This is a genomic window from Sandarakinorhabdus sp., assembly GCF_051860625.1.
Taxonomy (GTDB): Bacteria; Pseudomonadota; Alphaproteobacteria; order Sphingomonadales; family Sphingomonadaceae; genus Sandarakinorhabdus.
Window position 1 is genome coordinate 246,055 of record NZ_JBHYDQ010000001.1, and the last position, 20,451, is coordinate 266,505.

At 67.3% G+C, this 20,451-nt stretch carries 19 protein-coding genes; 12 read left to right on the forward strand and 7 right to left on the reverse strand.

Annotated elements, in window-relative coordinates:
* Positions 1–43: 43 nt before the first annotated feature.
* Together aroB and ACTIEZ_RS01205 are read right to left on the reverse strand one after the other, a co-directional pair.
* On the reverse strand, positions 44–1,153 hold the full coding sequence (gene aroB, locus ACTIEZ_RS01200; protein ID WP_439544813.1) for a 3-dehydroquinate synthase: 1,110 nt from the start codon (positions 1,151–1,153) through the stop codon (positions 44–46).
* Positions 1,150–1,755, reverse strand: a complete 606-nt coding sequence (locus tag ACTIEZ_RS01205) for a shikimate kinase (protein ID WP_439545077.1) — start codon at positions 1,753–1,755, stop codon at positions 1,150–1,152. The genes aroB and ACTIEZ_RS01205 overlap by 4 nt, the downstream gene beginning before the upstream one ends.
* A 76-nt stretch (positions 1,756–1,831) precedes the next feature.
* Here ACTIEZ_RS01205 and ACTIEZ_RS01210 point away from each other — a divergent pair, with 76 nt between their 5' ends.
* The 8 genes from ACTIEZ_RS01210 to ACTIEZ_RS01245 all read left to right on the forward strand — a co-directional run bounded on the left by ACTIEZ_RS01210 (position 1,832) and on the right by ACTIEZ_RS01245 (position 14,114).
* Positions 1,832–3,637, forward strand: a complete 1,806-nt coding sequence (locus ACTIEZ_RS01210) for a hypothetical protein (RefSeq protein ID WP_439544814.1) — start codon at positions 1,832–1,834, stop codon at positions 3,635–3,637.
* Positions 3,634–4,548, forward strand: a complete 915-nt coding sequence (locus ACTIEZ_RS01215) for a tyrosine recombinase (protein WP_439544815.1) — start codon at positions 3,634–3,636, stop codon at positions 4,546–4,548. Before ACTIEZ_RS01210 ends, ACTIEZ_RS01215 begins: the two co-directional genes overlap by 4 nt.
* A 99-nt stretch (positions 4,549–4,647) precedes the next feature.
* The gene (locus ACTIEZ_RS01220) at positions 4,648–5,751 is read left to right on the forward strand and encodes an NADH:flavin oxidoreductase (RefSeq protein WP_439544816.1); all 1,104 of its coding nucleotides are present in this window, start codon (positions 4,648–4,650) and stop codon (positions 5,749–5,751) included.
* Positions 5,752–5,910: 159 nt separating this feature from the next.
* Positions 5,911–6,600, forward strand: coding sequence for an NUDIX hydrolase (locus ACTIEZ_RS01225; protein WP_439544817.1), 690 nt, complete (start codon positions 5,911–5,913; stop codon positions 6,598–6,600).
* Positions 6,600–7,709, forward strand: a complete 1,110-nt coding sequence (recF, locus tag ACTIEZ_RS01230; RefSeq protein WP_439545078.1) for a DNA replication/repair protein RecF — start codon at positions 6,600–6,602, stop codon at positions 7,707–7,709. The genes ACTIEZ_RS01225 and recF overlap by 1 nt, the downstream gene beginning before the upstream one ends.
* A gap of 35 nt (positions 7,710–7,744) precedes the next feature.
* On the forward strand, positions 7,745–10,141 hold the full coding sequence (gene gyrB, locus ACTIEZ_RS01235) for a DNA topoisomerase (ATP-hydrolyzing) subunit B (RefSeq protein WP_439544818.1): 2,397 nt from the start codon (positions 7,745–7,747) through the stop codon (positions 10,139–10,141).
* Positions 10,142–10,232: 91 nt separating this feature from the next.
* A complete protein-coding gene (locus tag ACTIEZ_RS01240; RefSeq protein WP_439544819.1) occupies positions 10,233–11,171 on the forward strand; it encodes a hypothetical protein in 939 nt (312 codons plus the stop codon).
* Positions 11,172–11,183: 12 nt separating this feature from the next.
* Positions 11,184–14,114: a hypothetical protein gene (locus ACTIEZ_RS01245; RefSeq protein ID WP_439544820.1), complete on the forward strand. Its 2,931-nt coding sequence runs from the start codon at positions 11,184–11,186 to the stop codon at positions 14,112–14,114.
* A gap of 3 nt (positions 14,115–14,117) precedes the next feature.
* Here the strand turns inward: ACTIEZ_RS01245 and ACTIEZ_RS01250 are convergent, their stop codons facing one another.
* Together ACTIEZ_RS01250 and ACTIEZ_RS01255 are read right to left on the reverse strand one after the other, a co-directional pair.
* A complete protein-coding gene (locus ACTIEZ_RS01250; RefSeq protein ID WP_439544821.1) occupies positions 14,118–15,212 on the reverse strand; it encodes a P1 family peptidase in 1,095 nt (364 codons plus the stop codon).
* A 228-nt stretch (positions 15,213–15,440) separates the two neighbouring features.
* Entirely contained in the window at positions 15,441–15,812 is a 372-nt protein-coding gene (locus ACTIEZ_RS01255; RefSeq protein ID WP_439544822.1) for a UrcA family protein, read from the reverse strand.
* 284 nt (positions 15,813–16,096) lie between these two features.
* On the opposite strand from ACTIEZ_RS01255, the gene ACTIEZ_RS01260 reads away from it, so the two are divergent.
* Positions 16,097–16,522: an RrF2 family transcriptional regulator gene (locus ACTIEZ_RS01260; RefSeq protein WP_439544823.1), complete on the forward strand. Its 426-nt coding sequence runs from the start codon at positions 16,097–16,099 to the stop codon at positions 16,520–16,522.
* 2 nt (positions 16,523–16,524) lie between these two features.
* Here the strand turns inward: ACTIEZ_RS01260 and ACTIEZ_RS01265 are convergent, their stop codons facing one another.
* Genes ACTIEZ_RS01265 through mscL form a run of 3 tightly spaced genes read right to left on the reverse strand, consistent with a single transcriptional unit; the run spans position 16,525 to position 18,216 of the window.
* Positions 16,525–16,980, reverse strand: coding sequence for an META domain-containing protein (locus ACTIEZ_RS01265; RefSeq protein ID WP_439544824.1), 456 nt, complete (start codon positions 16,978–16,980; stop codon positions 16,525–16,527).
* A gap of 4 nt (positions 16,981–16,984) precedes the next feature.
* Positions 16,985–17,773 (reverse strand): hypothetical protein, encoded by a 789-nt coding sequence (locus tag ACTIEZ_RS01270; RefSeq protein WP_439544825.1) that lies wholly within the window; start codon positions 17,771–17,773, stop codon positions 16,985–16,987.
* The gene (gene mscL / locus ACTIEZ_RS01275) at positions 17,770–18,216 is read right to left on the reverse strand and encodes a large conductance mechanosensitive channel protein MscL (RefSeq protein ID WP_439544826.1); all 447 of its coding nucleotides are present in this window, start codon (positions 18,214–18,216) and stop codon (positions 17,770–17,772) included. The genes ACTIEZ_RS01270 and mscL overlap by 4 nt, the downstream gene beginning before the upstream one ends.
* A gap of 153 nt (positions 18,217–18,369) precedes the next feature.
* Here mscL and ACTIEZ_RS01280 point away from each other — a divergent pair, with 153 nt between their 5' ends.
* From ACTIEZ_RS01280 to ACTIEZ_RS01290, 3 genes are read left to right on the forward strand one after another with little or no spacing between them, the layout of a single operon-like run.
* Positions 18,370–18,930: a LemA family protein gene (locus ACTIEZ_RS01280; RefSeq protein WP_439544827.1), complete on the forward strand. Its 561-nt coding sequence runs from the start codon at positions 18,370–18,372 to the stop codon at positions 18,928–18,930.
* 22 nt (positions 18,931–18,952) lie between these two features.
* Positions 18,953–19,768, forward strand: coding sequence for a TPM domain-containing protein (locus ACTIEZ_RS01285; protein WP_439544828.1), 816 nt, complete (start codon positions 18,953–18,955; stop codon positions 19,766–19,768).
* Complete coding sequence (locus ACTIEZ_RS01290) at positions 19,768–20,436, forward strand: TPM domain-containing protein (RefSeq protein ID WP_439544829.1); 669 nt, start codon at positions 19,768–19,770, stop codon at positions 20,434–20,436. The genes ACTIEZ_RS01285 and ACTIEZ_RS01290 overlap by 1 nt, the downstream gene beginning before the upstream one ends.
* The last annotated feature ends 15 nt before the right edge of the window (positions 20,437–20,451 follow it).

The window sequence follows — 20,451 nt, forward strand, 5'->3', positions numbered from 1 at the left end:
CCGCAACTGCCCAAGGGCAGTAACGGCCATAAGCCGGACTTGTTTAGGGACGTTTCACGTCAGCCAGTTCGTCCGCCAGAAACGCCTCCACCGCGCCCAGCGGCACATCGCGCGCCACAAAACTTTCCCCCAGCCGGCGCGACAGGATGAACGGCAATGTCCCACCGCTCATCTTCTTGTCCTGCCGCATGTGGTGGATCAGGTCGGCCGCATTGGTCGCAAGGCCCAGCACCGCCGGGTGAATCTCGAAGCCACTTGCGGCGAGATGCGCATCGACCCGTGCTGCATCTTCGGCCGAACACAGGCCCCGGTGCGCCGAAAAACGATGCGCCAGTGCCATGCCCAGCGCCACCGCCTCGCCATGCAGCAACCGGTCCGAAAAGCCCGCCGCGGCTTCGAATGCATGGCCGAAGGTGTGGCCCAGATTGAGCAGCGCCCGGATATCGTCGGTCTCGCGTTCATCGGCGGCCACCACGGCGGCCTTAGCCTTGCAGCCGTGTGCGATCGCGTATGTTTGTGCCGCGGTGTCGCCGGCCAGCACCGCTGCGCCGTTGGCTTCACACCAGGCGAAGAAGTCTGCATCGTTGATCAGGCCATATTTCACCACCTCGGCATAGCCGGCGCGCAATTCCCGCGCCGGCAGCGTCGCCAGCACCTGCGGATCGATCAGCACGGCGGCTGGCTGGTGAAAGGCGCCGACCAGATTCTTGCCGGCCGCCGCATTGATCGCCGTCTTGCCGCCGACGCTGCTGTCGACTTGCGCCAGCAGGGTGGTCGGCACCTGCACGAAGCGGCAGCCGCGGCGCAGGATCGAACAGGCAAAGCCCGTCAGATCGCCGATCACGCCGCCACCCAGCGCCACCACTGCATCGCTGCGCTCCACCCCCAGCGTCAGCAGCCGCTCGACGACCAGTTGCAGATGCACCCAGTCCTTGGTGGCTTCGCCGGGCGGCAGGATGATCGGTTCGATCAGCACGCCCGACAGCCCGGCCGACAGGCGATCCAGATACAGGGCCGCGACCTGACTGTCGGTCACCACCACCAGGCGATTGCCGCGCACGAACGGCCCCAGCACCGGCGCGGCATTGCCGAGCAGCCCGGCCTGGATGTGAATGGGATAGGCACGCGCCCCCAGCGCAACCTGAACGATCATGCAGCGTCCCCGATATTGGCGGCGGCCAGCGCGGTGATGATCGCCTCCACCGTATCGTGGTGCGGCCCGGGCCGGCTGACCACCTGGATCGGCGCCAGCGCATAGACCGGGTTGCGAATTGCCGCCAGCTCCGTGAGCACCACCCCCGGATCGCGCCCCGCGAGCAGCGGCCGGTTGCCGCGCCGCCGCACCCGGTCCACCAGTGTCGCCACATCGGCGTTCAGCCACACCGCCCGGGTGCGCGCCAGGATCAGGCCACGCGTCTCCTCGTTCATGAAGGCGCCGCCGCCCGTTGCGATCACCTTGGGGCTGCCGTCGATCAGCCGTGCGATCACCCGGCGTTCGCCATCGCGGAAATGGGCTTCGCCGAACCGTTCGAAAATCTCCGGGATGGACAGGCCCGACGCAGCCTCGATCTCGGTATCGGCATCGGCAAACGGCAGGTTCAGCCGCAACGACAACCGCCGGCCGATGCTGGATTTGCCGGCACCCATCAGGCCGACCAGCGTGATCGGCTGCTGCGCCGCCGCCGCAAGACGCGCCGCCGCTGCGGCTGCGCCTTGCGCAGCGACATGCGAGGGGATTTTCGGGTCGCAGTCCATCGTGCGCATCGCTATACACGCGGCCATGGCGACAGCAAACTGCGGTGCAACCAAGGCAAACCGGGCCCGGCGCCACTTGTTGATTGCCGCGGCATTGCTGGCGGCGCCGGCCGGCAGCCAGGGGCAGGAACGCCCCAAATCGCTGCTGCCGCCCGGTTTCGACACGCCGGCGCCAGCGCCCGCCAATACGCCCGCACCGCTGCTGCCCGGCGTCGCCCCGCCAGCGCCTGGCACGCCGGCACCGGCCGAGGCCGATTCCGATCTGCCGCCGCTGCTGCCCGACGCGCCCGCCGCCAGCGAAACAGCGCCGCCGCCAGAAAGCCTCGGCCCCCCAGACCCTTATGCCGCGCGTGCTTCCCTGCCGCCGGGCGCGCCGATCGGCCTGTTTCCGGCCAGCACGCCTGGGGGATTCGCCAACGCCAGCTTTGCCGGCAGCAACGGGAAATTCCTGGCCACGCTGGCCACGCGCATCACCAGGCCGATTGCCTCGCGCTGGGCGGCGATCACCCTGCGCCGGGCCATGCTGGCGCGCGTGCCTGGCCCGGCCGGCATCGGCGATGGCGATTGGGTGGCGGCCCGCGCCGGGCTGTTGTTGCGCCAGGGCGAAATTGACGGCGCCCGCCGGCTGATCGATGTGCTGCCCGTCGATCGCTATACGCCCGCCACCTATGCGATGGCCGCGCAAGTGTCGCTGGCCGCGGCCGATCTTGCCGGCCTGTGCCCGATCGCCGCCACGGGGCGCGCGCTGACGCCGGGGCCGCTGTGGGATCTGGCCTATGGCATGTGCGCCGCGATGGAGGGCGATGATCTGACATCGGCCAACATCATCGATACGTTGCGCAATCAACGGCGGCGCGTGGCGGCCTTCGATGTGCGACTGGCGCAGCGCGTCGCCGTGCTGGCTGGCGGGGCCGGGCGACGGGGCCGGGCCGACGGGGTGAATTGGGAAGAGGTCGAAGGCCTGACCGTCTATCGTTATGGCGTCGCCACCGCCGCCGGCGTGCCGGTGCCGGCCGATCGCCTGGCCGCGCTCGGCCCGGCCTATGTGGGCTGGGTGGTGCGCAACCCGGCGCTCAGCGCCGAAAGCCGGCTGGGGCTGCTGCGCGTGGCGGCCATGCAGGGCAATATGTCCAGCGCGGAATTGGCGAGCGGCGTGGCGGCGCTGTCGCCGGCCGATGCCAGCGGCGGCTTTGCTGCCGGCAGCCGTGCCGCCAATCTGCGCGATGCCTTCACCGCCGGCACGCCGGCGGCCCGTGCCGCTGCCATGGCCGCGATCCGCGCCAGCGGGGCGCCGGGCGAGGATCCCTATGGCGCGCTGATCGAAACCGCCACGGCCGCGGCCGCCTTGCGCCCGGTGGCGGCGCTGGCCGAGGAGTCCCCTGCGATCATTGCCGCGCTGCTGGCTGCCGGCAACGGTCGCGCCGCTGCGCGCTGGTGGCCGATCGCCAGCGACGCCAGTGCCGATGTGCGCGCCCGCGCCTGGGCCTTGCTTGCGGCCGGCGCCGGCGTGTCGGCATCGGTGGATATGTTCAAGGATTGGCGCCGCCGCACTGATGCCACCCCGCACAGCGCCGGCGTGCTGCTGGCGGCGCTCACCGGGCTGGGCGTCGCCCGCGGCAGCGATTGGGACAGCTTGCGCCGCGAACTGATCACGCCGGCCGCCGGCCGCTGGCGCGCCGCCATCACCAGCGCCGGCCATCGCGGTGCTGCCGGCGAAGTCGCGCTGCTGGCGGCCACCGGCTTGCAGGGCAAATGGATCGATGTGCCGCCCGCACATGTCGAAGCCATCGTGGCTGCGCTGGTGGCCAGCGGCCGCCGCACCGAAGCCCGCCAGTTCGCCGCCGAAGCCGTGACCCGCGCCGGAGGGGACCTGGCCATTTGAGCGAGCCGATTGCAGATCGCCGCGCCATCGCGCTGTTCCTCGATGCGATGGCCAGCGAACGTGGCGCAGCGCAGAACACGCTGCTGGCCTATGGCCGCGATCTGGATCAGGCCAGCGAATGGCTGGGTGGCCGGCTGGCCGCCGCCGATGCCGCCGCGCTGGCCGTGCTGGCTCGGCACTGGGCGCCACTGGCCCGTGCCAGCGCGGCGCGCAAGGGTTCGGCAGTGCGGCAGTTCCTGGCCTTTCTGGCCGCCGAGGGCATCCGCAGCGATGATCCGGGCCGCGATCTGGCGCTGCCCAGCGCCGCCCGGCCGCTGCCGAAAACACTGGGCGCCGGCGATGTCGAGCGGCTGTTCGCAGCGCTGGCCGAGCGGCTGGCGGCGCAGCCCGACGATCCGCGCACGTTGCGGCTGAGCGCGCTGGTCGAACTGCTTTATGGCTCCGGCCTGCGCGCCACCGAGCTGGTGGCGCTGCCGCGCAGCAGCGTGCGGGCCGGGCGCGGCCATATGGTGGTGACCGGCAAGGGCAACAAGGAACGGCTGGTGCCGATCAGCCGCCGTGCCGAAGCCGCCGTGCTGGCCTGGGCCGCGCATGTGCCCGCCACCAGTCGTTTCCTGTTCCCGTCTGGCCGGCGCGGCAGTGCCGACGCGCATCTCACGCGGCTGCGGCTGTGGCAGTTGATCCGCGAATTGGCGGGAGAGGCCGACATTCCCGCCACCCGCATTTCCCCGCACGTGCTGCGCCACGCCTTTGCCACCCATCTGCTGGAAGGCGGCGCGGACCTGCGCATCGTGCAGACCCTGTTGGGTCACGCCGATATCGCCACCACGCAGATCTACACGCATGTCGCCGCTGCTGCGCTGGTGGAACTGGTCAACACCCGCCATCCGCTTGCGGATCGCGGCAACTGAAGTGCCACCCGCTGGCAGACAAGCGCGATACTTCGGCAACGCCCCGATAAAGAAAAGATGAGGTAGCGCCGGGCCCCCGCCCCGGCTAACCAACGGCGCATGAGCACCGAAACCCTTTTCCGCCCTTTCCATCTCAACGGCCTCGCGCTGCCCAACCGCATCGCCATGGCGCCGATGACGCGCAGCTTCTCGCCCGGCGGTATCCCGCGTGAGAATGTCGCCGAATATTATCGCAAGCGCGCAGCCGGCGGGGTTGGCCTGATCATCACCGAAGGCACCGCCGTGGAGCGCACGGGTGCCGCCAACGATCCCAATGTGCCGCATTTCTTTGGCGAAGCGCTGGATGGCTGGGCCGAGGTGGTGAAGGCCGTGCACGGCGAACAGGGGCTTATCGCGCCGCAACTCTGGCATGTCGGCGCGCTGCCCAACCGCCGCAACCCCAAGAACGAGACCGCCGAAAGCCCGTCGGGTGTCTACATGGCTGGCAAGAACAACGGCAACGCCATGAGCGACGAAGATGTCGCCGATGCCATCGCCGCCTTCGCCCGTGCGGCGGGTGACGCCAAGCGGCTGGGCTTTGACGCGGTCGAGCTGCATGGCGCCCATGGCTATCTGATCGATCAGTTCTTCTGGGATGTGACCAACCAGCGCGATGGCGCCTGGGGCGGGGCCGCTTTGCCCGAACGCGCGCGCTTTGCGGCCGAAATGCTGAAGGCCGTGCGCGCCGCCGTCGGGCCGGATTTCCCGGTCATCATCCGGCTGAGCCAGTGGAAGCAACAGGATTTCGGTTATCGCCTGGCGCCGACGCCCGATGAACTGCTCGCCTGGCTGGCGCCGCTGGCCGATGCCGGCGCGGACGCCTTCCACTGCTCGCAGCGCCGTTTCTGGGAGCCGGAATTTCCCGACATCGACGGCGCCGAAGGTCTGAATTTCGCGGGCTGGGCCAAGAAATTGACCGGCAAGGCGACGATCAGCGTCGGCAGTGTCGGCCTGACTGGCGAATTCGTGGCCGGCATGGGCGGTGAATCCTCGCAGCCCGCCAGCCTCGATGGCCTGATCGCGCGGATGGAGCGTGACGAATTCGATCTGGTCGCCGTTGGCCGCGCGCTGATCGTCGATCCGGATTGGGCGCACAAGGTGCGGGACAATCGGTTCGGCGAGCTGACCGATTACACGACGGCGTCGTTGGGGACATTGGTTTAAGGGGCCGAGTTCGGGCATGGCGGCCACCCCTCCGGCTCGCTGCGCTCGCCACCTCCCCTTGACGGGGAGGATCAATAAGCTCCTCCCCTTCAAGGGGAGGTGGCGCCGAAGGCGACGGAGGGGTGACGCCCGCGCCGCCGATACGCTACGGTCAATGCCATGAAGGTCGATGAAGATAATGTCCCCATCCTGTCCGGTCGCTCGCTGCGGCCCAAGGATGCCGCCACCCTGCTGGTGATTCGCCGCGACGGGCCCACGCCGCGCGTGCTGATGGGTCGGCGCGCGCAGGGCCATGTCTTCATGGCGCAGAAATGGGTGTTCCCCGGCGGGCGGCTGCACCCCAGCGACTACCGCATCGCCGCCGCCAATGAATTGAACGACGCCACCGCCGGCAGCCTGTGCCGCACCGCACCGCCTGCACGCGCCCGCGCGCTCGCCACCGCAGCGGTGCGCGAATTGTTCGAGGAAACCGGGCTAGTGCTGGGCGCTCCCGGCCAGGCGCGCACAAGGTCGCCGGAATGGCGCGATTTCCTTGCCACGGGCCATCTGCCGCAACTGGCACCATTGCAGTTCGTTGGCCGCGCCATCACCCCGCCGGTGCGCCCGCGCCGGTTCGATGCGCGCTTCTTCACGGTGGATGCCGAGCACATCGTCAGCCTCGATCCCACCGGTGGCTGCGGTGAACTGGATGAAATCGCCTGGTTCGATTGGGAAGCGGCGGCGCAGCTCGATCTGCCCAGCATCACCCGCGCCATTCTGGATGATGTGGCGCAGCGGCTGGTCGATCCGGCGCGGCCCATCCCCTATCACCGCTTCGATCGCGGCCAGCATCGGCTGCTGATGCTGTGATCGCGGCGATCACCCGCCTGACGCTCACCGATTTTCGCAACCACGCCGCCGCCAGCCTTGATGCGGCGCCCGGCCTGGTGGTGATCACCGGCGAGAATGGTGCGGGGAAAACCAACATCCTGGAGGCCATTTCGCAACTCGTGCCCGGCCGCGGCCTGCGCGGCGCCGCCCTGTCCGACGCCGCGCGCCACGGCGGGCCGGGCGGCTGGAGCGTGGCGGCGACGCTGGCGACCGCTGCGGGTGACGTGCAGATGGGCACCGGCACACAGGCCCAGGCCCCGGATCGCCGGCTGGTGCGCATCAACGGCGCCAGCGCCAGCGCGGCGGCCTTGGGCGAATGGCTGGCGCTGGTGTGGCTGACCCCGGCCATGGACCGGTTGTTTTCCGACAGTGCCGGCGCGCGGCGGCGGTTTCTGGATCGGCTGGTGCTGGCGCTGCACCCCGGCCATGGCGCGCGCGTATCCCGTTACGAAGCCGCCATGCGCGAGCGCAGCCGGCTGCTGACTGCGCAGCCGGCCGCCGATCCGGTCTGGCTGGCCGGGCTGGAGGCCGACATGGCCGAACACGGCGCCGCCATCGCCGCCGCCCGCGCCGATGTGGTGACCGCATTGGCCGCTCAGGCCGCTGCCGGCGAGGATGGCCCGTTCGCCCGCCCGCTGATCAGCCTTTCTGGCGATGATGGCCCCACAATTTCTGGGGATCTGGCCGGCCGCCTGTGCAGCGGCCGCGCCCGCGATGCCGCCGCCGGCCGCGCGCTGGAAGGCCCGCACCGCGCCGATCTGATCGTCACCCATGCCGCCAAGGCGATGCCGGCGGCGAACTGCTCCACCGGCGAACAGAAGGCGCTGCTGGTGGCCATCGTGCTCGCCCATGCCGCGCTGGTTGCGGCGCGCCACGGACGGCCGCCGATCCTGCTGCTGGATGAAATCGCCGCGCATCTTGATGCCGAGCGCCGCGAAGCGCTGTTTGCCCGCCTCACCGCTATGGGCGTGCAGGCCTGGGCGACGGGCACCGATGCCGATGTGTTTGCCGGCGCCGACGCGGCCACCCATCTGCTGCTGGAGCAAGGTCAAATCTTTCCTCGCGCCGGCCGGGCCAAGTCTTTATAGCCATTGAGATTGACCTCCAGCGAACAGGCAAAGCCTTGTCCGATAACCTCAAAGCCCACAACAGCGAAGATTATGGCGCCGACAGCATCAAGGTGCTGCGCGGCCTGGACGCGGTGCGCAAGCGGCCCGGCATGTATATCGGCGACACCGACGATGGTTCCGGCCTGCACCACATGGTGTTCGAAGTGTCCGACAATGCCATCGATGAAGCGCTGGCGGGCTATTGCGACCGCATTGACATCAGCCTGAACCCCGACGGCAGCGTCAGCGTGTCCGACAACGGCCGCGGTATCCCCACCGGCATCCATGCCGAAGAAGGCGTGTCGGCCGCCGAAGTGATCATGACGCAACTGCATGCGGGCGGGAAATTCAACAACAGCGACGACAATGCCTACAAGGTGTCCGGCGGCCTGCACGGGGTTGGCGTGTCGGTGGTCAACGCGCTGTCGGAATGGCTGGAATTGACGATCTGGCGCGACGGCGAGGAGCATTGGATGCGCTTTGCCCATGGCGAAGCCGAAGCGCCGCTGGTGGTGCGCGGGCCCTCCAATGGCCAGCGCGGCACCCGCGTGACCTTCTTCCCGAGCATCGCCACCTTCCGCGCCATCGATTTCGATTTCGCCCGGCTGGAGCATCGGTTTCGCGAACTGGCCTTCCTGAACAGCGGCGTGCGGCTGATCCTCACCGATGCCCGCCATGCCGAGGGCAAGGTGGTCGAGCTTTATTACGAGGGCGGCATCGCGGCCTTTGTCCAGTATCTCGACAAGTCCAAGACCGCGCTGATCCCCGAACCGATCGCCATCACCGGTCAGGCCCAGGACATCGGCATCGAAGTCGCGCTGGAATGGAACGACAGCTATTACGAACAGGTGCTGTGCTTCACCAACAACATCCCGCAGCGCGATGGCGGCACCCACCTCGCCGCGTTCCGCGCCGCGCTGACCCGCACCCTCAATCAATATGCGGAAAAATCCGGGCTGCTGAAGAAGGAGAAGGTATCGCTCACCGGCGATGACATGCGCGAGGGCCTGACCGCCATCGTGTCGGTGAAGCTGCCCGATCCGAAATTTTCGAGCCAGACCAAGGACAAATTGGTCAGCTCCGAAGTGCGCCAACCGCTGGAAAGCCTGATGGCCGACCGGCTGGACGTGTGGCTGCAGGAACATCCCGCCCACGCCAAGACGATTGTGGCCAAGATCATCGACGCCGCCGCCGCCCGCGAAGCCGCCAAGAAAGCGCGCGACCTGACCCGGCGCAAGGGCGCGCTCGATATCGCCTCGCTGCCCGGCAAGCTCGCCGACTGCCAAGAGCGCGATCCGGCCAAATCGGAACTGTTCCTGGTGGAAGGCGACAGCGCCGGCGGCAGCGCCAAGCAGGGCCGCAACCGCCAATATCAGGCGATCCTGCCACTGCGCGGCAAGATATTGAACGTGGAGCGCGCCCGGCTCGATCGCATGCTGGGTTCACGCGAAATCGGCACGCTGATCCAGGCGCTCGGCACCAGCATCGGCAGCGAGTTCAACCTCGAAAAGCTGCGCTATCACAAGATCATCATCATGACCGACGCCGATGTCGACGGCGCCCATATCCGTACCTTGCTGCTCACCTTCTTCTTCCGCCACATGCCGACGTTGATCGACGCCGGCCATCTCTTCATTGCGCAGCCGCCGCTCTACAAGGTCGCCCGCGGCCGGTCGGAGGTGTACCTGAAAGACAATCCGGCGATGGAGGAATATCTGGTCGAGGCCGGCACCGGCAATCTGGCGCTGATGACCGCCGATGGTCCGCGCACGGGCGCCGATCTGGCGTCGCTGGTGGATCACGCGCGGCGCATGCGTGCCCTGATGGAGTATGTGCCGCGCCGTTACCCGGCGCATGTCGTGGAGGCCCTCGCGCTGAACGGCGCCCTCGCCGGCGCCAGCGAACCGGCGGCTGCCGCCACGGCGACCTGGCTGAACGCTGCCGAAACCGAAGGCGGTATCTGGACGGCGCGACTGTCCGTCGATGGCGGCTACCAGGTCGAGCGGGCGTGGCGCGGTGTGACCGATTATCACGTGATCGACGGCGCCTTCCTGTCCGCCCCCGAAGCGCCGCGCCTGCACGCGCTGGTCAGCCAGGAAGCCAGCGCCTATGCGGCGCCGGCCATGCTTGGCACCATGCGCGTCACCCGCCCGTCCGATCTGCTCGCCGGCGTGCTCGATGCCGGGCGCAAGGGGCTTTCGGTGCAGCGTTACAAGGGGCTGGGCGAAATGAATGCCGAACAGCTCTGGGAAACCACGCTCGATCCCGCCGCCCGCACGCTGCTGCGCGTGGACGTCGATGAAGCCGCCGAAGCCGACGATATCTTCGCCAAGCTGATGGGCGACGTGGTGGAAGAACGCCGGGCGTTCATTCAGGAAAATGCCCTGAACGTGGCGAATCTGGATGTGTGAATTATTCGTTACTGCTATGGGCGTACCAAGGTTGAACTGATAGTTTCGCAGCAGGGTCATCGAGTCGGTCTCCACCGGGGGGTACGTCATCATGATCCAATTGCGGGTTGCCACTGCAGCCGCCAATCTGCGACGCGCGCCGGGCAAGACCAGCGTTGTCGAAGCAGTGCTGCCGAACCACCATGTCGTTACCGAAATCGGCGCGAAGCAGGGGCGATGGCGGCATGTGCAGACCATCCTCTCTGGTGTCGGCTTTGCCGGTTTCATGGCGGAAGATGTGCTGGAACCCCTGCCGGTCGATGCCGGCAGGGTGCCGCTGCCCCCGCAACAATCGGGCCTGCCGCCCGCGCACTTCGACGAAGGCCGCGTCGACCAGACGCGCCACAGCCTGGCCGGGCCGCGCCCGCTTGGCGAAGCCGGCATGCCGCGCCGCCGGGCCAGCGATGGCCAGCAGCCAGATGCACTCTGGGCCTTCATCGATTGGGCACGCGTGGAGGACCCGGCGCACCGCCGCTGGAAACCCACGCAGACCGATACGTTCTGCAACATTTATGCCCATGATTATTGTTATGCAGCCGGCGTCTATCTGCCGCGCGTCTGGTGGATGCCGGCCGCCATCGAGGCGCTGAAATCCGGGCAACAGGTTCCAGCAGCACTGGGCGGGAGCGTGCGCGAAGAAAACGCCAACGGCCTGCACGATTGGCTGATCGATTTCGGCGCCGGCTTTGGCTGGCAGCGCACCGCCAGTGTCGAAGCCTTGCAAGCGGCAGCCAATACCGGCGCCGTTGCGGTGATCTGCGCACGGCGCACGCAGCGCAACCGATCCGGCCACATCACGGTGGTGGTGCCGGAAGGCCAGGGCCACAATGCCGGCGAAGTGAACGGCAGATTCCTGCCGCTGCAGTCGCAGGCCGGGCGCCAGAATGTCCGTCGCGGGCGATTGCATGGTCCGTGGTGGGCGAAGCTGGGGCCATTAAATTTCGACAGTTTTGTGTTCTTTTTCAATGATCGCACGTCTCGCTGGACGTGACAGGGGGCCATCATGACAACGGAATTGACTGGCAGGCTGCTCGACCTGAGCGGCGAACACCCGATTTTTGCCGCCCTGGCGCGGTTTGTCGAAAAGCTGGATGAACTGCGGGGCGACTTGCAGAATGCCGGGTTGGCATCCGGCGCCGGGCGGCGCAGCGCGCTGGCGTTGGTGCTGGCGGCGCCCGGTGATCCGGGAATCGTGGCGGCGTTCGCGCACGCTGGCCTTGGCAATGAACTGGCCGTGCTGGCCGGCCACGCCAATCGGCTGTTGACGCTGGTGGAAAGCCCGGCCGGCGGCTTCCTGCTGGAAACACTGGCGGATTATGCCAGTGGCGCTGTCGAACCGCAGCCGCTGCACTGGTCGATCCTCAACCAGGCTGGCCAGACACCGCTGCCTGGCGGCAATCTTTCGCTCGGCGGCACACTGGCGCTCACCCTGTCAGCCGACAGATCAGAGACGGCGTGGGAATATGCCGACGCACCCGGCGAGTTTCTGCTGAAAACCTGGGCCGAAGCCACGCTGAAGGCGGCCGCCGGGGTGGCGTTGCCGTTTTCTGCCGGCAAGGCTGCCGCCAGCACGACGGCCGATGCAGCCGTGGCACTGGGCTGGTTTCACGACCCCGCCGATGCCCAGCGCGGCAAGAGCCTGGCGCAGCTCTATGCCGAACGCCTGGCGCAGTTGCCCAATCCGTTCGATCTGCAGGATGTCGCCGAAGCCTTTGAAACTGGCGATCTGGTGGGGGTGCAGGCTCGCCCCAATGGCCGTGCGAAACTGTCTGTCAGCCTGACACTGGGTGTGGACCAGCAGATTGCGCAAGGGGTGCAGTTGAAGGCCGGCGCCAGCTTTTCGGCCAGTGTGAGCGTGGAAAGCGGCTATGAACTCAGCCTGCGCAAGGTGCGGCCACGCAGCGCGGGCATGCCGCATGATATCCAGCTCAAGATTTCACGGCGGCACCGGCGGGAAATTGCCAACGGGATCGGCTTTGGTGTGGAGATTGATCTGGCCGGCCTGACCGCCGCCGTGCGCACCACGCTTGCCGACAAATTGGGGCTGCTGCAGGCCGAGCTGGCCGCGATCAAGCCCTATTTGTTACCGGGCACCGCGCTGAAGACGCTGCTGGCGACCGAGTTGCAAGGCGCCGCGGCCGGCATATTGGGCACTGGCGCTGCGGCCACGGCACTGGCGGCCGATCTGGATGCCGCGATCAATCGGCAGGATCCGGCTGCGGTGGAAGCTTGGCTGGCGGATCAATTGGCTGGTCTGCTGGATCGCGGCGCCGTGCTCGGCAATGATACGGCCAGCAAGCTGGTCGATGCAGCCTTGGCATTGGCGCCGGCCCCGCTGCAAGCGCTGCTGAACAAGCAAGGCGTCAAGGCAAAGGCCAAAGCCGAGCTGACCAAATTGGTGAACGCGCTGCGCACCAAGGCCGAAGCGGCGGTGAACGGCCTTGCCGATCCGGCGCTGACGGCATTGGAGAATGCGCTGACGGCGGCCGGAGAGGCCTTGTCTGGCGGCGCAAGCAGGGCCGACAAGGCCTTTGCCGGCCTGCGCAAGCTGGCGGGTCGTATCGACGCCCTCGCCGCCAGGATCGTCACCAAGCTCGAAAATCCGCTGCGTACCCGCATCAGCCTCGATCTGAAGTTGGCCGCGCGGGATTGGCAGGAAAGCCGCCTCTCGGTGTCCGGCCGCTTCACCCGCGTCGATGACACGACCGCCCGGCTTTATCGCGATCTGATGGCCGGCAACTGGCAGACGCTCGTTCGCCTGTTCGAAACCGGCATGCCGGGCTTTTTGCTGGATGCCGGCGACAGCCGCATCGCATTGCGGGCCGGCGGTGAAAACAGCCTGGATTTCGGCCTGGTGATGTTCGGCTTTGGCGCAGCGGTGTCCGCGAAGAGCCTGTTCGACGCCGAGATTGTCGTGGACGGCAATGGCAATGTGCAACTGCTCAGCGAGGCCGAAGCCGATATCGCCGGCTCCCTGTTCGGGCAGCGCAAGGCGGTGGCATTCGGCCATACGCTAGCGCTGGCCGGCCAGATCGGCGCCAGCCAGATCGACACGGCTGGCAGCAGCATCGCCCTCACCGCCGAATATCGCGATGGCAAGCTGCGCCGGAACGAGGCCGAGGACTTCATCGCCGGTTTGAAGCCACTTGGGGTCGCGTTAGCGTCCGCCGAGGCTATCGCCCTGTCCGCCAGCTTCGGCAACGGCAGCAATGCGGCGATCAATGGCGCCATCAGCGCCAGTCTTAAGCTGGACGGCGCGCAGGTGGCGCAGTTGCTGGCCATCGGGAAGGCGTGCGGCCCGACCGGCGCGATGCGCAGCGTAATCTTCCACCACATGGTCGAAGCGGTGCAGGCGGTCGGGTTCAACGAGCGCCGCCTGCGCGCCGTCACGCGTGTGCTCCGCTTTGTCCATGACGAAAGCGGGGACGCACGCCAGGATGCGCCGGCGATATCGCACAGTTGGCTGGCCTTCATCACAAGCCAACGCCTGGCCACCCCGCGCGATTTCGACAAGTGGCTTACCACGCAAAAACGCTTCCCACATGGCGGCGAAGATTTCTTCCCCAGCGACTTCAACAGCGAACGCAGCAATGCCGCCGCGGCCGGGCGGTTGTTGGTGACGGCCGCAGGCTGGCCCAACGCGCTGTTTGCGCTGGCCGGCGTGGGCGATGCCCTGAACCTGCCGGGATTGACGCTGCCGGAACGGCGGGACATGGCGCGCGCGCGCACCGCCAGCTTCGTTCGGTTGCTGGAACCCTTCATGTCGGTGGGTGGGCCGATCGATGAGATCTTCAAACAGAGAGTCGCCCGCCGCAGCCTGCTGCTGTTCATCGCCTTGCGCAGCGCGCTCGCCGAGCAAGGCCAGGCACCGCAACTGCTGGTGTCGCTGCAACCCGAAGCCACGGGCGACCCGCTGCTGCTTGCGGTTGCGTGAGGGTTAGCGCGCCAGCAGCCGCTTCGCCACATCGGCGTCCACCGCCGGCACGCTGCGCCAGTGTCCCGTTGCCGGATCGCGGCTGCTGACCGGCTGCGCCATCAGCAGGCTGTTGGCAATGGCTTCCTCGGTGGCGTCGGCCACCGCGACGAACAGTGGCGAAATATTGTCATTGCCCACATCTGGCGCCGCGGCGGTTGCGGCGCGGCGTTCGGGGGTGCGGCGCACGGCTTCGTGCACCGAAAAGGCGATGGCGTAATCGCCTGATCCGTTCGAGAATGCGGATCCGGTGCGGGCCAGGCCCACCATCGCCCGCGCCGCCAGCCGCTCCAGGTTGCGGTCCGACAGCGGTGCATCGGTGGCGACCACGATCATGATCGAACCATCGGCGCTGGGTGGTCTTGCAGCAGGTGGCGGCGGGATCGGCACACCGCTTAAGATCAGCCGGCCGCCATAATTGCTCTGCACCAGCACGCCCACCGTGAAGCCCTGCGGCGTGACGCGGGACGACGTGCCGATGCCGCCCTTGTACCCGAACGCGATCGTGCCGCGCCCGGCGCCCACCGCACCTTCCTGCACGGGGCCGGCCGTCGCCGCTGCAATCGCCCGGCGCGCATCGGTTATGGTCACGGCGCGGGCGCGAATATCGTTCAGCCCGCCATCGTTGGTTTCCCCCACCACCGCATTCACCGATCGCACGGCTTCGTTGCCCGGCTGGGCCAGCGTGTGTTCGATGATCGCGGCGGCGGCTTCCGGCACATTCAGCGTGTTGGTCAGCAGGATCGGCGTCTCGATCTCGCCCAGTTCGCGCACCTGGCTCAGGCCCATCAGCTTGCCGAAGCCGTTGGCGACGAAAATCCCCGCCGGCACCTTGCCGGCAAAGATATTGCCCCCATGCGGCAGGATCGCGGTCACGCCGGTGCGGATTGTATCACCCCTGTCGATCGTCACCTGCCCGACCGCCACGCCGGGCACATCGGTAATGGCGTTCAGCGGCCCCGTCGGCAACGGCCCCGGCGCAAGGCCCAGCGCGCGGGCGCGTTCGGCCAGAGCTGGCGTCGCAAACAAGAGGACGGAAATTGTGAGGAGCAAGCGCATCGATGCATCATGACGCGCTGCGTTCAAAAATAAAGTGCCGCCCGGCAAGGAGGGATAACCTGCCGGGCGACACCATCCGGGTGCGTTCGAGGGGGCGGGAGAACGCACCGGAGCTGGGAAACCTTAGGGGCCTTGGCGCCGGCGGCGCGCCGATGGGGGAACTGGCGCTGCCTGCGGGCCGGTTCAGCGGGTGGGGGCGGCCCCGGCCACCACCCGCCGTCGTTCGGATCAGCCGGCCTGCTTGCCCGACGCAACCGCTGCCATGGTGGCGTTGCGGGTGGCCCGCAGCGTCTCGTGATAGCAGCGATTGGCCGCGGCCGTGGCGAACGGATCCTGCTGGCCATTGCTGCAAACGGTGCGCGCCGCGATGCGCAGGCGGGTTTCCAACTGGGCCTGGCCGGCCTTGGAACCAAGATTCAGATCGGAATGAAACACCCGCGCCGTGCGGTCGCCTTCGGCATTGACGCCATACGCGATCGGCGACTTGAGCTGGGAGGCCGCGGCCGGGGCGGTGGCGGCGCCGACACACAGGCCAGCGAACAGCAGCGTGCCAGCCAGGCCGGCGAGATTGCGCGAGAAATTCCGGGTTGAAGCGAACATGATGGGGGACCTTCCTTCGTTGTTCGGCTTGCCAGACCATCCGGCTGCCGATGTCCCATGCATTGCAACCCCCGTGCCAACTGCCACCAAAAATCATGTTTTTCGTAATATCAATGGCTTGGTGCGCCAACTGTATTACTCAATAATGACACGCATGTTCATCGATGCGAACTATTGGTATATTTTCCCATCTATCGGCACACATTGCGCTCAGCTATTTCGCCTGGCACGGCCTTAGCGGGTTGGCAGCAATCCCTTGTCGGTGCATAGGATAAACCGTTGCCATGCTTACCCAAAGATCTCGTTATGCGTTACGCGCGCTCATCTTCATCGCCCGGTCCGGCGGGGTGGCGCCGGTGCCGATTTCGGCGATTGCCGCCGATCAGAAATTGCCGCGCAAATTTCTCGAAGCCATTTTGCTCGATCTGAAGAATGGCGGCCTCGTCAACAGCTATCGCGGCAAGATGGGCGGCTATCGCCTGGCGCGCCCGGCCGGGCAGATCAGTTTCGGCGAGATCATCCGCCAGATCGAAGGCCCGCTGGCCCTGGTGCCGTGCGTGTCGCTATCGGCCTATCAGCGCTGCGTCGATTGTTTCGAGGAACAGACCTGCGTGATCCGCAAGGTGATGCTGGTGGTGCGCGAACAGACCGCCAATATCCTGGATCATACCACGCTGGCCGACCTGTCGCTGGAGCGCCAGGCGGCCTGACCCTATTGCGGCGGTCGCCGCAGCCGTAGCCGCCGGCCGTCCGGCGTTGCCAGCAGCGCCTCGCCAGCTTCGGTGAACACCAGTTGCCTGACATCCACCAGCGCCGCCACAAAGCGCTGCTCCACCGCCATCACCGATGCGGCACAGCCCATCTGGGTCGATGCGACGGGTCCAAGCTTCAGCGTGCGGCCCTCCTGCTGCCAGTCCCCCGTGAAGCGGTTGCAGCCGCTGTTGCCCGTCACCTGGCTGGTGCCGTGATCGCCGCCATCAAACCGCAGCGTGATCGCCGGGGTCGGCGCGCCGCCGCCATTCAGATCCGCGAGCACCCAGTCGCCCTCCAGACTGCCGGCGATCACCGGCGGCTGGCCCGACATGGCCTGTTTCAACTGGTCACGCTGTGCCCGGCAGCCAGGCAGCAGGGCCAGCGCCAGCAAGGCGAGGGGAATGATCGGCTTCATGCCCTTATCTGTGCGCAAGCAATGCTGCACTGGCAAGATCGGTCGCCAGTTCCCGCATTGCCGATTGGTCGACCAGGATGGCGCCGTCGGCTGGCCGATCGAGATCGAGAATCAGCATGATGGTCAGCGCCATCAGCACGAACAGCACACCAGACGCCAGCCGGTGGCGATGGCCATGCGCGGCCAGCACATAGCCGAGCAGGAAGCAGGCGACACTGGCAAAGATCACCAGCAACATCATCACCTCACCGGGCACCCGCGCTGCCACGGCCTTTTCGCGCGCGGTACCGGTATCGAGCACGCTGTTCACCGCCGCGATCAGGCTGGCGGCACGGGCGCCGTCCAGATCGGCCTGCGCCAGCGCTGCCCTGCGCCACACCTGATCACGCAGCCGCGCCGCGGTGGCGAGCTTTGCGGTCTCGCCGGGCAGCGGGCTGGTCTGGCGCACCTGCGCATAATCACCGAGTGCCCGTTGCAGCACCGGGCCGTGCGGCGCCGGGACCAGCCCGGCGCGCAGCCAGGCCGTTCCGATGTCGTTCGCCTCCTGCACGACCAGTTGCCGGCGCTCATCATAACGGTTCAGCGCCATCGAGAAGGTGAAACCGAGCAGCAGCGCGAGCACCAGCAGCGCGGTAGACAGCACCTGGCTTTCATCCGCCGCCGATCCGCTGCCGCCAAAGCGCCGGTGAATACGAAAGCCCACTTCGGCTGCGATGAAAAACACCGTCACCAGCACCGCTGGGACCGCGGCCAGCGGCACTGCGTCCAGCCAGGCGGCCAAGCTGGTAATCAAGCGCGGCCCTTGCGCAATTCGTCGCGGATTTCCATCAGCAACGCTTCTGATGGTGTCGGCGGTGGCGGCGCTGCGGGCACTTCGGGCACCGGCGGTTTGGCGGTCATCCGGTTGGCGGCCTTCACCATCAGGAAGATCACCCAGGCGACAATCAGGAAATTCAGCAGCGCCGTGAGGAACTTGCCATAGCCAAACAGCGCAACACCGGCCTTCTTCAAGGCTTCATAATCGGCCGGGCTGCCGGTATAATCGGCCGGGATGGTCCCCAGCACCACGAACAGCCCGGCAAAATCGATGCCACCGGTGACGAGGCCGATGATCGGCATCACCAGATCTTCGGTGAAGCTGGTGACGATGGTGCCGAACGCGGCGCCGATGATCACCGCCACCGCCAGATCAAGCACGTTGCCACGGGCGATGAAGGCCTTGAATTCCTGCAGCACGGCGCTGCCCCCCTCTTGAAAAATCCAACAACGCACTATCTTCAGACAGGCGTATCATACTTTGGCGATACCGGCCGCCCAGCGCAAGCCGGCGTAACGACGGAGACATATGTGAGCCTTTCCAGCATCCGACGTCCTGCTGCCTTGGCCGTGATGGCCGGCTCCGCCCTGCTGTTGTCCGGCTGCGGCGTGAACAGCATTCCCGCCCAGGAAGAGGCGGTGAAGGCACGCTGGGCCGATGTGGAAAACCAGTATCAGCGCCGCGCCGATCTGATTCCCAATCTGGTCGCCACCGTGAAGGGCTTTGCCGCACAGGAACAGGACGTGCTGGAAAGCGTGACCCGCGCCCGCGCCAGCGCCACCCAGGTGACGGTTGACCCGACCAAGCTTTCCGATCCGGCGCAGCTGGCCGCGTTCGAGCAGGCGCAGGGCGCGCTCGGCCAGTCGCTCGGCCGCCTGCTCGTGACGGTGGAAAAATATCCGGAACTGAAATCCAACGAGAATTTCCTGCAGCTGCAGAGCCAGCTCGAAGGCACCGAAAACCGCATCGCCGTGGCCCGCCGCGATTACAACGGCGCCGTGCAGCTTTATAATACCGAAATCCGCACCTTCCCCAGCCTGATCGCCGCCAAGGTGATTTATGGCGCCGAGCCAATCGCGCCGTTCAAGGCCACTACTGTGAATGCCGAAACCGCGCCGGCCGTGAATTTCTGACCCGGCGTGCCGGGGAGATTTCATGATGGAGCATGACCGCCAGATGCGGCGGATGGGCCTGATCGCCATCCTGCTTGTTGTCGTGCTGGCCGTGCTGCAAATTGCGGCGCCGGCCTTTGCCCAGACGGCGGCTGGCCCCGGCTTTCCGCCGCTCACCGGCCGCGTCACCGATGCGGCCGGTGTGTTGCCGGCCGATGTCGCCGCTGCGCTGGAATCCCGGTTGAAGACGCTGGAGGACAGCACCGGCACCCAGTTGGTGGTGGCAACGGTGCCCGATCTTCAAGGCTATGAGATCGACGAATATGGCTATCAGCTCGGCCGGGCCTGGGGCATCGGCCAGAAGGACCGCAACACCGGCGCGATTCTGCTGGTGGCGCCAGCGCAGCGCAAGTTGCGCATCGAGGTCGGCTATGGCCTGGAAGGCACGCTGACCGATGCGATGTCCAGCCAGATCATCCGCCGCACGATCGTGCCCCGCTTCAAGGCCGGGGACATGGCCGGCGGCATCGTGGCCGGCGCCGATGAATTGATCCAGTTGCTGCAATTGCCGCCCGATCAACAGGCACTGGCTGCCGCCAACGCCGCGCAAACCCAAGGCAATGGCGATGATAGCCCTGGCCTGGGCGCGCTGGTGTGGTTGATCATCATCATCGTCTGGATGTTCCTGGCATCGCGGCCCGGCAAGCGAGGCCGCAGGCGCGGCCCGGTTACCGTGTGGGGGCCAGGTATCGGCGGCAGTTGGGGTGGCGGCGGGTTCGGCGGTGGTGGCGGCGGTGGTGGCGGCTTTTCGGGCGGCGGCGGCAGCTTCGGCGGCGGCGGCGCATCAGGAGGCTGGTGATGCTGTTCAACGATGCCGATCGCGCCCGCATCGCCCGCGCCATAACCGATGCCGAAGCCACCACATCCGGCGAGATCGTGGCGATCGTCAACACCCGCCCGCACCGCTACACCGCCACAATCCTGGCTACCGCCGTGCTGGCGGCGTTCGTGCTGCCGTTCGGCGCGGTGCTGGCCGGCTGGACGCCATCGGCGCTGATCCCGGATTGGGATGTGCTGGATGCCGCCACGCGCGAACGCCACGCCATCGAGGCTTATGTGGCGGTGCAGGCTGGCGTGTTCGTCGCCGCGCTGGCGCTGGTTGCGTTGTTGCGGCTCGATCGCATCCTGACGCCGGCACCGCTGCGCCGCGACCGCGTGCACCACGCCGCCATGATCCAGTTCCGCGCCCGCGGCCTGACCGCCACACAGGGGCGCACCGGGCTGCTGCTCTATGTCGATGAACCCGAACATGTCGCCGAAGTGATTGCCGATGAAGGCGTGTTCGCACTGGTGTGCGCCGACGAATGGGCCGACACCATCGCGGCGCTGATCGACGGCATCAAATCCGGCCGCGCCGCCGACGGCATGGTCGCCGCCATCACCCGCGCCGGCGCCGTCCTGTCCCGCCACCTGCCGCCCGGCCCCGACAATGTGAACGAACTGCCTGACACGCTGATCGAGCTGTAAAGCTTGCTCCCTCCC

Coding starts and splice junctions, on each gene's coding strand:
- ACTIEZ_RS01255 (WP_439544822.1), bottom strand. CDS start 15,812: ATGTTCGCTTCAACCCGGAATTTCTCGCGCAATCTCGCCGGCCTGGCT.
- ACTIEZ_RS01290 (WP_439544829.1), top strand. CDS start 19,768: ATGCTGTTCAACGATGCCGATCGCGCCCGCATCGCCCGCGCCATAACC.
- aroB (WP_439544813.1), bottom strand. CDS start 1,153: ATGATCGTTCAGGTTGCGCTGGGGGCGCGTGCCTATCCCATTCACATC.
- ACTIEZ_RS01265 (WP_439544824.1), bottom strand. CDS start 16,980: ATGAAGCCGATCATTCCCCTCGCCTTGCTGGCGCTGGCCCTGCTGCCT.
- ACTIEZ_RS01225 (WP_439544817.1), top strand. CDS start 5,911: ATGAAGGTCGATGAAGATAATGTCCCCATCCTGTCCGGTCGCTCGCTG.
- ACTIEZ_RS01250 (WP_439544821.1), bottom strand. CDS start 15,212: ATGCGCTTGCTCCTCACAATTTCCGTCCTCTTGTTTGCGACGCCAGCT.
- ACTIEZ_RS01260 (WP_439544823.1), top strand. CDS start 16,097: ATGCTTACCCAAAGATCTCGTTATGCGTTACGCGCGCTCATCTTCATC.
- ACTIEZ_RS01280 (WP_439544827.1), top strand. CDS start 18,370: ATGGCCGGCTCCGCCCTGCTGTTGTCCGGCTGCGGCGTGAACAGCATT.
- ACTIEZ_RS01220 (WP_439544816.1), top strand. CDS start 4,648: ATGAGCACCGAAACCCTTTTCCGCCCTTTCCATCTCAACGGCCTCGCG.
- ACTIEZ_RS01205 (WP_439545077.1), bottom strand. CDS start 1,755: ATGGACTGCGACCCGAAAATCCCCTCGCATGTCGCTGCGCAAGGCGCA.
- ACTIEZ_RS01245 (WP_439544820.1), top strand. CDS start 11,184: ATGACAACGGAATTGACTGGCAGGCTGCTCGACCTGAGCGGCGAACAC.
- ACTIEZ_RS01240 (WP_439544819.1), top strand. CDS start 10,233: ATGATCCAATTGCGGGTTGCCACTGCAGCCGCCAATCTGCGACGCGCG.
- ACTIEZ_RS01285 (WP_439544828.1), top strand. CDS start 18,953: ATGATGGAGCATGACCGCCAGATGCGGCGGATGGGCCTGATCGCCATC.